Annotated in this window: 10 protein-coding genes; 5 read left to right on the top strand and 5 right to left on the bottom strand. The window is 45.0% G+C overall.

The window, feature by feature from the left end; genetic code table 11:
- Window positions 1-99 precede the first annotated feature (99 nt).
- Entirely contained in the window at window positions 100-582 is a 483-nt protein-coding gene (locus tag OCU36_RS15935; RefSeq protein ID WP_261840518.1) for a MarR family winged helix-turn-helix transcriptional regulator, read from the bottom strand.
- A 710-nt stretch (window positions 583-1,292) separates the two neighbouring features.
- Between OCU36_RS15935 and OCU36_RS15925 the strand changes: the two genes are divergently transcribed.
- From OCU36_RS15925 to OCU36_RS15915, 3 genes are all read left to right on the top strand, one after another.
- Window positions 1,293-1,997 (top strand): response regulator, encoded by a 705-nt coding sequence (locus tag OCU36_RS15925; protein WP_261840517.1) that lies wholly within the window; start codon window positions 1,293-1,295, stop codon window positions 1,995-1,997.
- 36 nt (window positions 1,998-2,033) lie between these two features.
- Window positions 2,034-3,359 (top strand): sensor histidine kinase, encoded by a 1,326-nt coding sequence (locus tag OCU36_RS15920; protein WP_261840516.1) that lies wholly within the window; start codon window positions 2,034-2,036, stop codon window positions 3,357-3,359.
- A 201-nt stretch (window positions 3,360-3,560) separates the two neighbouring features.
- Window positions 3,561-3,836 (top strand): hypothetical protein, encoded by a 276-nt coding sequence (locus OCU36_RS15915; protein WP_261840515.1) that lies wholly within the window; start codon window positions 3,561-3,563, stop codon window positions 3,834-3,836.
- A 244-nt stretch (window positions 3,837-4,080) separates the two neighbouring features.
- Here OCU36_RS15915 and OCU36_RS15910 read toward each other — a convergent pair whose 3' ends face one another.
- The 4 genes from OCU36_RS15910 to OCU36_RS15895 form a co-directional block, all read right to left on the bottom strand.
- Complete coding sequence (locus OCU36_RS15910) at window positions 4,081-6,534, bottom strand: beta-N-acetylhexosaminidase (RefSeq protein WP_261840514.1); 2,454 nt, start codon at window positions 6,532-6,534, stop codon at window positions 4,081-4,083.
- Between the two features lie 222 nt (window positions 6,535-6,756).
- Complete coding sequence (locus OCU36_RS15905) at window positions 6,757-8,271, bottom strand: sodium:solute symporter family protein (RefSeq protein WP_261840513.1); 1,515 nt, start codon at window positions 8,269-8,271, stop codon at window positions 6,757-6,759.
- Window positions 8,272-8,463: 192 nt separating this feature from the next.
- Window positions 8,464-8,856 carry a RidA family protein gene (locus OCU36_RS15900; protein WP_017065166.1) on the bottom strand — a complete coding sequence of 131 codons (393 nt, stop codon included), beginning with the start codon at window positions 8,854-8,856 and terminating at the stop codon, window positions 8,464-8,466.
- A gap of 139 nt (window positions 8,857-8,995) precedes the next feature.
- Complete coding sequence (locus OCU36_RS15895; RefSeq protein ID WP_261840512.1) at window positions 8,996-10,429, bottom strand: N-acyl-D-amino-acid deacylase family protein; 1,434 nt, start codon at window positions 10,427-10,429, stop codon at window positions 8,996-8,998.
- A 176-nt stretch (window positions 10,430-10,605) separates the two neighbouring features.
- Between OCU36_RS15895 and OCU36_RS15890 the strand changes: the two genes are divergently transcribed.
- Both OCU36_RS15890 and OCU36_RS15885 read left to right on the top strand, forming a co-directional pair.
- The gene (locus tag OCU36_RS15890; protein ID WP_261840511.1) at window positions 10,606-11,880 is read left to right on the top strand and encodes an amino acid deaminase; all 1,275 of its coding nucleotides are present in this window, start codon (window positions 10,606-10,608) and stop codon (window positions 11,878-11,880) included.
- Window positions 11,881-12,065: 185 nt separating this feature from the next.
- Entirely contained in the window at window positions 12,066-12,929 is an 864-nt protein-coding gene (locus tag OCU36_RS15885; RefSeq protein WP_261840510.1) for a MurR/RpiR family transcriptional regulator, read from the top strand.
- Window positions 12,930-13,091 lie beyond the last annotated feature (162 nt).

Genomic DNA, 13,091 nt, shown 5'->3' with positions numbered 1-13,091 from the left:
GGGCATGAACTAGGATTATCTGTCATTGAGATCAAAAATGGCCGCTCAATGCGACCATTTAATGTTCATTCACCATTGTCTAACTGAACCAGTTAAACGTTAGTTCTTAGCAACGTTGGCAATCCCTTCAAGCTGAAGAACTGGCGCGGCATCAATGTCTTCCGCATTCATCATTGATGACACACGTTGCATTGAAGAGAGCAGTAGGCTTTGCTCCCACGGCTCAAGGTTTTGAAATTTTTTCACGAAGTTATCTTGCAACGGTGGTGGCGCATGACTCAACAACTCTTGGCCTTTTTCAGTCAAATTTGCATGTACTTTGCGTCGATCTGACTCACTGCGTACTCGTTGTACATAGCCATTTAACTCTAGACGATCGATGATGGTCGTCGTGGTCGCTTGGCTTACATTAGTTTGATTAGACAACTCTTTGATCGTCACATTACCCATCTCTTGGATTGCTCTCATTAAAATTAATTGAGGGCCAGTCAAACCATACTCTTTACTCAACTTTTTCGAGTGTAAATCGATAGCGCGAATAATTTGGCGAATAGCGACCAGGATTTCGTCATGTTTGTCCAAGATACAGACCTTTGTACTAATATACGGTGAATGGCTTTACAGCGTCGAAGCGATGAAATGTCCTGATTATTTACATCAGGTGTACTCGAATTACACTGTAAATTGAGAAATTACTTCATTGATTTTTCCGCATTGTACTGATGTTCATACTATTCTCAATCTTTTATATGCTTCTGAATTTGCGCATGGCAACACTTTTGTACAATGAGTAGCGATATTCAGTCTTAAAGTAGCGAATAAGGTAAGAAAAAGCGAGATGTTGTCGGTAAATAATGGTCGAGATTACGCCAGGAACAATAGCAAACCCGAATATGACTCGAGTTAGAATCAGATACGCGAGGGTTGGGACTGTCTGCATCAAATCACGGAATGAAAAAAGGTTGGCTACAACAAAGTCATCACCAACCTGCCAATATCATATCAAATATTAACCTGAGCCTAAGCTACTCAATACGTGTAATGAAGCCGTATTTATAAGCATTTGATCTATCCGCTGTGGGAATATAATAGAATATAATAGTATGTACGGGCTTTCTGAACGTTGTTTTTTTATTCTCCCATTCATGTAAAATCATCATTGAACTGGCGTAGAAAGTATTTAATCATTTACGTGAAGCATGCAAATGGGATATGTCATAATAGCTAACCACTCAATAGTGCTCCCTCACGTAATCTCAATAAGTGAAACGCACGATAAGGCTGATAATGGAATGACAAAACCTAAAATGATCATCGTTGAAGACGACCGAAAGCTTCAGAAAATGTTGCAAGACTACTTTGTCATTCAAAATTTTGATGTTTTGGCCCTAGATGATGGCAGTAATGCCACTCAAACTATTCTCGCGGAACAGCCCGATATCGTACTGCTGGATTTAATGCTCCCTGTCACTGATGGACTGACAATTTGCCGACAGACGCGTACCCACTTCAAAGGTAAAATCTTGATGCTCACCGCCAGCGATGATGATTTTGACCATGTCGCAGGTTTAGAGACAGGCGCTGATGACTATGTTACCAAACCAATCAAGCCAAGAGTTCTGCTGGCCAGAGTTCGCTCGCTATTACGCCGCCAAGACACTGAGACGACTTCAGTCGACGACTCAGACACTCTTCATTTTGGCAAACTGGTTTTGAGAAACACCTACAAGAAATGTGAGCTTTCAGGTACCATTTTATCAGTGACTGACAGTGAATTTGACCTGCTTTGGCTATTAGCAAGTAACCCAGACACTCCGTTATCACGTGACTATTTGACTCAAACACTGCGTGGTATTGAGTATGACGGTATCGACCGAACAATAGACAATAAAGTCGTACGCCTAAGGAAAATACTTGGCGATGATAGTACGCCGGCAGAGAAAATTCAGACGATTCGTAGCAAAGGTTACTTATTTGTTTCAACCGCATGGCATTAACCTCGCTCAATACGAGCGTAATGAAAGAGAGTGATTATGCGACGTATCTATTTAGAGTCCCTACTAGGCTTATTACTCTGCTTTATTACTGGACTTGCAGCCTACCAGATTACTGTTTATCAACTCAATACGGACTATGAATATGTGTTGCAAGATTACGAAGCGACGGCTCATCAACAACTCATAGAGAACATCTCTAAAAATCAAGGGCTTGAAGCAGCTCATCAAGCAATGGCTCAGTTCGTTGACACGACTCTTAATACATTGGAGACTTTCAGCCCGAATGATAAAATACCGACTCCAGTTTCTGAATTCTTCAGCAGTCATCCGACTTGCTTTATCTTTCATGATGAAAATCGAAACCTCTGGTTTCGCTTATCTAACAGCAATAACATCTATCACTACCTCCCCAATGACGAAACACTGGTTCGACAGAAGATAGAGCTTGAAGATAACCTTATCTGGGCATTCTTCTTAGCCAGTTTTATTATTTACGGCGTGGGCCATCTCGTGATTATTTTTCGTCGAGTTAAAAAGCTCGAAACTGTCACACTGCGCTTCGCTGAAGGGGTCCTCTCTTCGAGAGCTGAGACATCAGGCGGCAGTGCTATCGGGTCTCTCAACAAATCCTTCAACCTGATGGCCGACAGAATTCATCACTTAGTTGAGAGCAATCGCTCACTCACCAATGCGGTCGCTCATGAATTACGTACCCCTATATTTCGCATCCAATGGCAAGCTGAAATGCTCAAAGACACACCGCTTAATGAGTCGCAACAAGACACCGTTGAAAGTATTGTGGAAGATACGGAAGAGATGGAAAAGATGGTCGACGAACTGTTGTGTTACGCCAAACTTGATAGCATTGACCTCGCAAACCGACAGCAGCCCTTAGAGGTAAGAGACTTTCTTGAGCACTCGATGGCACGCTGGAACAAAGACACAGAGCTCAACATAGAGCTATCACTACCAGAACCACCTCGCGCAATTTTAATATCGGCTGATGAAACGCTGCTTAACCGCGCCTTAAATAACCTAGTACGTAACGCGATGAAATTCGCTCGTTCACAGGTGTCGATTGTAGCAACCTTGCATCGTGATCAGATATATATAGCGGTGCACGATGATGGTGATGGCGTGGCACAAGAACACCAAGCTCGCCTGTTCGACCCCTTTTATGTTGGTGACAAAGCGCGTAATAAGGCCAAAAGTGGTCATGGTTTGGGCCTTTCTATCGTAGACAAAATCTGCGCACAACACGGTGCAACGGTAGAGGTTGGACAAAGCCACACACTCAAAGGGGCCGTATTCACGATGACCTTTCCACTATGTAAAGATTCAGCTGACAAACCCATACAGTAACCACAAAACACCTCTGGAATAATGTTCAACATCGGTCGGGAGATGCTGTCTCCCAATCTACTTTTAGAGTCTAGATAAACATGGCACTGTCGTTTATGGCTTGTTATGAATGCTCGGCGGATGATTCGTTAACTCTCACTTTGTTAGCCATTTCCGCCATTCGCTTGATATCGACACTCTCATCATTCTTAAGGTATTTTTATGAAAAAGTTATTATGTGTTTTAGGCGTTATCTCACTTGCAGGTTGTTCAGGCATTAGCCACAACGAAGACGTTTACACAGCGCATGCTGAGAGTTTTAACATTGTCGGTTTTCAAGTTCCGGGGAACACCCAAGATCGTGTAATGGCATTAGTGCCAGAAGGGGCGACCGTTGATACAATTCACTCAACAAACTCTGATACGAGCTCTGTAATGGGAATCATGAACCGTATTATCGGTATCGACTATGTTCAAGTTGGCGGTAAAAAACAGTAATTAGCCGCCAACGCCCATCTGTATCCATGATAAACCAAGACATACAGGCAGATTGCAGCAACCCAGCTTAAGATTATGACTTTCACGCTTGCTCTGTATCATTTGGATAGTTCGAAACAACCTATACTTTTTTTAAAATATGAACGGATACCAGAGACTAAAAACCGCCGATATCTGGCGGTTTTCATTTATTGTTGGCGCGTAACTTATTATCTAGCTAGCTTTCATACACTCAACGGTTCCCTTATTCATCACCAAGCCGCTTCAGCAACAACTCTGTAGGGCGAACAATCGCGATGATCGACTCGTCGTAGATCTTCGCAGAGTCAGACAGCATCGCTTGGTAGGCATTCACCTCTGATGCTCGAATTTTTTCTCCCGCTTGTGCTTTAGCAATCAAGGTTAACGCCAAATCTGCGACTTCAATGGTTTTTTGTGCAACAACCACGGTATCAACTGAAGACACATTGCCAGCGAAAACGGTTTTAGCTTCAAGGGCGGCCGATTTTACTTGTTGATAATGCTGAGTCAGCTTATTAAGCGCTTGTTGGTTACCGGTCGCGAATTCATTCACCAAATCTTGCATCTCATAAACGGCATAGCTTTCAACGGGCAAGGCATCAACGAAGCGATTTAAGCGCTCGTATTGGCTATATAAAGTCCCTTTAGGATCGGTCGAGTTCCACTTCTCCCAGTTGCGCGCATAGTACTGTGCAGGCTCAGTGTATTTCGCGAGCACACGCAGGTTATGAATATCTTGCCCTTTCGCAATGCGTTTTAATAGCATATCGGCGTCCGCATGATGGCGCAGCCCAACCGACACTTCAGACCAGGTGTCCATCACCTTCATGCGCTTATACATGCTACGCTCGTCCGTCAATTGCGCATCAGACCAGAAGCGCTCTGCAATCGCGTAGCTACGCGGCCATAGGTAATTTTCGACGGTGTCGCTGTCTTTGTTCTCGAGCCACATAGTGATCTCGCCACCTAAAATCAGCTCTTTTTCTTTATCGGTCAGTTCAGCAGGATAACCGCCATTCGGCTCTGGAATGACACCGCCTTTGATATCACTGCTCGCAATCACTTCTCCTGTGGTTGGCCAACGCACATTACCGATCAATTGGTAACTGCCTTCAGCAAAACCCTTAGGATTCAGGTTTAGGTTGAACTCGGTGTACGACATGAAGTTATCGAAGTGACCAATAAAGGTTTTACCCGGCACATAATCAAGAATGTAAATCTCTTCTCGAGACTTGCCATTGTAATCACTGAACGCGCGAAAAGTGCCATCTTTTGCCTCAATGATAGTAAGTGTTCCCTTACGCGGACTGCCTTTAGAACGAGGCATTTGCCATTGGTAAGTCACAAATGTCTCACCATTGTGCAGCTTATCGTCGACCGTAATACCGCTTGGCATCGGATCATTGCGATAGTGATAGCTCGTCGGCTGAGGTTGGTCTAGGTAGTAGCCTGTAGACAAAATCCCTGGATAGCCCTCTTTCGCCGCACGGCCGATACTGTCATGCCCTTGCCAACTTTGAATCACGATAGATGTTGGCAAATCTTTATGCCAAATCTCATCCCAACCCGTCATTTTCTTTCCGCGCGCTTCGAGCATCTTCTCAACTTTCACATTGAGGTAGGACTGTAAACCACGCTCGCCATCAATGTTATTTTCTTCAATGAACCGCTGATGCCTTTCGCTGTTTTTCCACTGCGAATAATTCGGCTCATCGCCACCAATGTGAAAGTACTCATCCGGGAACAACTCAGTCAGTTCATCAAACACATCACCCAGCATTTCATAGAGCTCTGGGTTCAGTGGATCCATTAATGGTTCAAACACCCCCCAACCACGCTCTTGGTCATAACTTTGGCCCTCAGCACCAGACATCAAACGTGGATAAGCATGAGCAACAGCAGAGGAATGACCCGGCAAAGAGACCTCTGGTATCACACGAATACCGAGATTGCGCGCATATTCCACTAAATAGCGTACTTGGTCTTTAGTGTAGTAGTTACCATCGGCGGTTTCAGACCACAAACGTGGCCATGATTCAGTTTGAATGCGAATGCCTTGATCGTCCCAGAAGTGCCAATGGAACACGTTCATCTTCGCCGACGCCATCGCATCTAACTGACGAATCAACACATCAAATTTAATGAAGTGACGTGAAGTATCGTAAGAAACACCACGCCAGCGAAAACGAGGCTGATCGACAATGGTTACGGCAGGAATATGGTAGCCAGTCGCCGTCGTTTCAACGAGCTGTAAAAGGGTTTCTATGCCGTGAATAGCGCCGTATGGGCTTGGTGCGCTCAGCGTAATTTGTTCACCCTGAGTGGTAATTTTGTAGGACTCTACAGAGTCGATGTTCTGTACTTCAGACTTTGGCGCCGCGTCGATATCAATGATCAAGTTAGCTTCATCCGCGCTATCGACTTGCCAATTTAAAATTGGCACACCCGTCTGACGCTGAAGGCGATCAATAAAGCGTTTTGCCGTGAACTCAACGCGATCAGAGTTAAAGCCTTTGATGTAAACCTTAAAATGACCGTCGACCTTAACTTGCCCAGCTTGCAGCTCGACAGTTTGGGGATACGGCATTAAATTTAAATCGGTATTCGGAGCCATTGCTAAAACCATTGGGGACACGACTAAACCTGAAATCAATAGGGATAATATAGTTTTTTTCATTGTGCATTTTCCTATATAAGTATTGGTCTATTTTGTTTATCGGAGGCGATTCACAAAACAGAGCCAGAAAATCGCTCGCTCACAAGCTCGACCCCTTCATGGACCAAGACCACAATCCCATCCTATTATTCTTAGGCCCTACCACTGAGCAGGGCCTAAGCGAATGAAACCGATGAGCAAAACTGTAGTGCAACCACCCACCGGCTCACCTCAATGTTGACATTAACTTGCTTGATTGACAGGACGTTGAGGTGGAGCTTCTTCCTCAAGTACGCCAGTGTCAGACAGTTCCATTTCCATCAGAGCACGCTCGTCATCAAGAATTGCTTTTGCCATTTCCGGTGTGACTTGGTTAGCCGGTGTACATAAGCTCACGATCACACCAGCCACTAAAGCCACCAAACAAGAAGGAATCACAGGGTTACCCCAGAAAATCGTATAATCAGCGTTTAACATAATCACCAGAGAAGCCACAGATGCTCCAGCCAGTGTTGCTAACGCACCTTGCCAGTTATAGCGTTTCCAAAATTTACCCAACATACCGCACACAAACATGCCCGACATGACCGTGGAAATCATCTTAGTGATGTAGCCGATGATATCGTTGGACGTCAGAGCGAACAGCAGTGCAAAACCAATCACCACAATCAATGCCAAACGAGAGTAGTTCACCATTGACTCTTTATTCGGTACTCGACCGGTGAACATGACATAAACATCACGCAGCAGGATAGACACCCCCGCAATCGCATCAGAGCTTGCACTCGACATGGTTGCAGAAAGGCCTGCGATAAGAACAATCATACCAACACCAACCGGGAGCACCGTTGCCGCTACATAAGGAAACGAGTAGTTCGGGTTTTCCAGTGATGGATCGATGGCGTGCGCTGCCATACCGATGATTGCAGGGATGATTGAAAAGAAAAGATACAACACACCTGACCCGACAAATGAACGACGGATGGTTGAAACATCTTTACCTGAGTAGATACGTTGACGGAATGAAGGTGTCGCCAATACACCGACACCGATAACCACAGACAGAGAAACAGCAGGCAGAATACCCAATTTATCGATGGCTAAAAAGCTGGTAGCAGCAGGGTCCATTGCAGCGTAAAGGTTATCCAGACCACCAATATAATCCACAGACATGACTGCCATCAGGATAAAACCGACAAACAAAATGACCGCTTGAATCGTATCGGTCCATACCACCGCGGTGTAACCACCGATCACAACGTAGATAGTGAATGCCGCAGCAATAATAATTTTCGCAAGATTAAGGTCGATGTCTGCAATCCACGCCAGGTACATGCCGCCACCGAGAATGTGCGCACCCAACCAACCGATTGACGCGATAAAGATAAGCAGACCAACCACATTTTTTACGATTCGGTTAGCGCCAACATAGTAAGCTAACTCTTCACTCATGGTCATGAAGTTTAGTTTACGAACCGGGGCAAACCAAAGGGCTAGTAATAAAATGCCGACAGCACCGCCAATGCCGTACAAAGCACCAGCCCAGCCATTCGCGTAGCCGAAACCAACCGCCCCCATACTTGAGCCTGTGCCAACCATCGTCGCGACCGTTGTACCCAGCACTAAAAATAATGGTAAGCCACGACCACCTAATAAGAAATCTTCACCCGATTTTTGATTACGCGAGACAAACCAGCCTAACCAAATTAAAAAACATACGTACACGCCGAAGCCTGTAAGAAAAAGTGTGCTGTTCATTTGACACCTCTCAGTGAAATATTAAGTTCATTCCTGAACTGTTATTTATGATTCATTCATTTTATATTTCATATAATTACTTTATTTATTAGGTATATTTTAATTAAAGTAATTTTTATAAATGTAGGGTGAGAGTATTAAGGAATAATAACAAGGATAATTAATCCCTAATACTCTCTAAGTAGGTTATAATTAAACGCGGTCAGCACGGTAGCAAGTCACATCGACTTCAACTTTCACATCCACCACTAGGTCACAGACCATGCAGATACGTGCCGGTGGGTTAGCACCGAAGAACTCTTTGAATACCTTGTTAAAAGATTGGAAGTAGCGAGAATCCGTTAGCACAACCTTTACGTGCATTACGTCTTCTAGGCCGTAGCCCGCTTCAGTCATGATATCGACACAGTTTTGGATCGCTAGGCGAGACTGGTCAACAATGCCCCCCTCAACCACTTCACCATCTGTCATCGGTGTCTGGCCAGAAACGTACAGGAAACCACCCGCTTCAGTTGCGCGTGCAAATGGTAAATGTTGTCCGCCTGTACCTGTACCGCCTTCAACACCGTAACGTTTAATAGTCATTTTTTAACTCCACTTATTTATAGATACTATTGGTTTTATAGATAACAATGGCTTTATAGATAAAACAGTTTCTATTCCAATATGTTTAAATTAATTCGTCGCTTTATATTTATCGTGAATTTAATTTGATAATTAAAATCTAGTTTCGGTAAATAAAAATTCCTGAACGATTATTTTTCACTTTTCCTTGCTGGTAAGTTAACTCACCATTTACAAATACGCTTTCTATTCCCTCTGCAACTGAAATAGGATTTTCAAATGTTGCTGTGTCTTTAATATTCTTTGGATCAAATAAAACTAAATCGGCAAATGCACCGCAGCGAACTTCGCCTCGGCCCACTAAGTTGTAACGCTCTGCCGACATTCCAGTCATTTTGTGAATCGCTTCTGGCAACGAGAACAGTTTTTCATCTCGGCAGTAGTGACCCAATACTTTCGGGAAGGTGCCCCACAATCTTGGGTGTGGATGCGGGTCATTTGGCAAACCGTCAGAACCGACCATGGTTAACTTGTATTTCAAAACGCGCTTCACATCGTTCTCATCCATGCAGTGATACACCGCACCCGCTGGTTGAAGTGCTTTTGCTGCGTCCATCAGAGGTAGGTTCATCTCATCAGCAATCTGCTTAAGCGTTTTGCCTGCGTGTTCTGGCTTTGCTTCAGACCAAGTGATGAAGATATCGAAATCGTCCGTCACCTGTTTCAAATCCAGTGTTGAAGAGCTCGCTGAATATGGGTAGCAGTCACAAGACACATCTTGGTGCTCAGAAACCTTGTCCATCAAATCAAGCACTTCAACGGTTCTGCCCCAGTTGCCCGCACCTGCACATTTAAGGTGAGAGATAACAACTGGCACTTTCGCGTATTGTCCTGTCTCAAACGCTTCTTCCATCGCGCTTAAGATCTCTTCAAATTCGGTACGCATATGCGTGGTATAAATGCCACCGTGGCTAGACAGTACTTTTGCTAACTGCATCACTTCGTTGGTATTCGCTTGTTTCGCACTTGCGTAAGCCAGACCCGAACTCAAACCTAATGCACCTTGCGCCATCGCTAAATCAAGGTTGGTTTGCATTGCAGCAATTTCATCTTCACTTGCGGTGCGTTGCAGATCGTCCATCACTTGATTACGCAGTGTGGTGTGGCCAACCAGCGCTGCTACGTTTACTGCAGGTTGTGCTTGCTCTACCGCTTGTGCATACGCCGCAAAAGTGGGGTATTTAAAATCAGCCTGCGCGCCTAAAAGATTCATTGGGTCAGGTGGATCACCAGCCAAAACCGTTGGCGATGCGCTGATACCGCAGTTGCCAACAATCACGGTTGTCACACCTTGGCTGATCTTCGGTAGGCAGTCTGGGTAACGAATTACGTTGGTATCGTCGTGTGTATGTACATCGATAAATCCAGGAGCTAATGCTAAGCCTGCTCCCTCAACCAACTGGCCACAATCTTCGTGATCGATTTGACCAATTTCGGCGATTTTTCCATCAAGGATTGCTACATCGGCACAAAACGATTGTTCGCCGGTGCCATCAAACACCTCTACATTTTTGATTATCGTATCGAACAACATTTTTCACTCTCTCAATCCACTGTGTTGATGGAGCTATATTAAGAATCCAGCCGATTATTTTTAGTGACAAAACACACATAATATTTTAATTTGTATGATAGTTTCTACCAAAAATTAGATTGCAGATATATTTAAACATTAAATAACAACAACTTAAATCATGTTAGGAATCAGCAATGAAACATAACCCTGCACAAAAAGATGTTATAAAGTATCAAAAAGATAGTTTCGTCTTGACTGAAAAAGGCCAAAAAGGGAGAGCAGTATCACAATCTGAGAACGGTATTTATCGACTGGTTGATGACGATATTTCGCTTCCGGTAGCAATTATCAAACAATCAGCCTTGACCAATAACCTAAATTGGATGCAATCATTCGCCGATCACCATCAGGTTAAATTGTCGCCGCATGGTAAAACATCCATGACCCCTGCTTTTTTCCGCCAACAGCTAGACAATGGCGCTTGGGGGATTACCGTAGCGACGCCTGCACAGGCAGAAGTTGCCGCTATGGCGGGTGCAAAACGAATCATCATGGCCAACCAATTGGTGGGTAAAACCAACATGGCGATCGTTGAACAGCTGATCAGTGAATTTGATGTCGACTTTTACTGTTGTGTAGATTCATCGGTAAACGTGCAGCAACTTAGCCAATATTTCGCTAATACAAAGCAAACGCTAAAAGTACTGATCGAATTTGGTGTGCCGGGCGGTCGCTGTGGTTGTCGTTCACCTCAAGAAGTTCTAGAACTGGCTCAAACCATCCAAGACACACCTGCCCTTTCGCTCGCGGGTATTGAGGTGTATGAAGGTGTGATTCACGGTGACAACGCAGAACAAGACATTCGCACCTTCTTGAAGCAGGCGCTCACTTCGGTCGAAAGCCTCGCATCAGATGGCCTAATTACAGGGCAACCTATCATCACGGGTGCCGGCTCTGCTTGGTATGACGTGGTTGCAGAATGTTTAGCGAACCTAACGGATTACTTGGCGATCATCCGCCCGGGCTGTTATGCCATTCACGATACCGGTATTTACCTAGACGCCCAAAGCAAGGTGTTACAACGCGCCCAAGTAAACCAAGGTTACGCATGTGAAATGGGGGGGGATTTAGAATCGGCGCTTGAGGTGTGGGCGTATGTTATCTCTCGCCCGGAGCCGACCAAGCTAGTGGTTGGGTTAGGCAAGCGTGATGTGGCCTTTGATGCGGGCTTACCGATTGCTGAACGTGGCTATCGCAATGGCGAAGCTATCTCAGTGAAAGGGCTAACGGCTACCGCGGTAATGGATCAACACACCTTTGTTGAAACAGATGGTTCAGCTGAGATTGAAGTGGGCGACATGATTGCGTTTTCAACCTCACACCCGTGTTTAACTTTTGATAAGTGGCGCTACATTGCCATCAGCGATGACGAGCATCAGGTAACAAACTGGGTGGAAACCTGTTTCTAAGTGGACTTTTGCCGAGAGTTTAAAGCTTATGAGTAATATCCACACATGAGCGATAAAGAGATCGATGAAACAATAAGATATACTAATGGGGCTAAGGCTTAGAACTAAATGACTTGGTTCTATATAGCTAGGTTCTGTATAACTAAATCACAACGATTAGCCCCATCAACAGAGGATCAAGATTCTTGAGTTTAGAAGTAGATATCATTTCACAGATAACGGAACGCTTTCCGGCTCTTCGTGATGCAGAGAAAAAAGTCGCCAAGCTTATCGTGGATGACATTGATTTTGCTGCCAATGCCAGCATCACAGAGCTTGCTGAAAACGCTCAAGTGAGTGAAGCCACCATTACGCGCTTTGCGAAGGCGATTGGCTGCAACAACGTACGTGATATGAAAATTAAGTTGGCTCAAACGCTGACCGTTGGCCAACGTTTTATCCTCGAACCGGTTGATCAAACCGGCTACCAGGGGATCTACGAGTCGATTAAGCAGAGCCTAGACACCAACCGCACCCTGTTCAAAGAGCAAGACGTTGAAACCGCAGTGAGTTGGCTGCATAACGCCAGACAGATCATCGCTATCGGCATGGGCGGTGGCTCGACCATCGCCTCTCAAGAGCTGCAACATCGCCTATTTCGATTGGGCTACCCAGTAGTCTCTTACAACGATGGTTTAATGTCACGCATGGTTGCGGCTACAGCCGATGCCAATGATGTGATGGTGATGATCTCTGCGACCGGTTTTACACCGGTGATCACGGACACCGCCGAGCTAGCCAAGCAATACGGTCTTAAGATCATCGCAATTACCCCGCAAGACACACCGCTCGCGAACATTGCCGATATTTTATTGCCAATCAAGCATATGGAAACCGATTTCATCTACAAGCCATCGGCGTCTCGCTACGCCATGTTGGCGTTAGTAGATGTGCTCTCTATGGGAATCGCAGTCAATCACAAAAATCGCTCTCGCGACAAACTGCGTCGCTTGAAGGTCGCACTAGACTCTTACCGAGGTGGAGGCGACAGGCAGCCTCTTGGTGACTAGATACGGATTAAACTGATCCCCATGTAAACGCGATAAAACCAACATAATCGAAGCTTGAGCTAACCCGCGATTTAACAGCTACTCATGCTGTTTGCGCTATGTAACGATGACGCTGACAAAGCCATACAGTAATGGGAAAAGATTCTGGAATAATCCCCAACA

The sequence above is a fragment of the Vibrio artabrorum genome (assembly GCF_024347295.1).
Taxonomy (GTDB): Bacteria; Pseudomonadota; Gammaproteobacteria; order Enterobacterales; family Vibrionaceae; genus Vibrio; species Vibrio artabrorum.
This window is presented reverse-complemented; position numbering and strand designations above follow the sequence as displayed.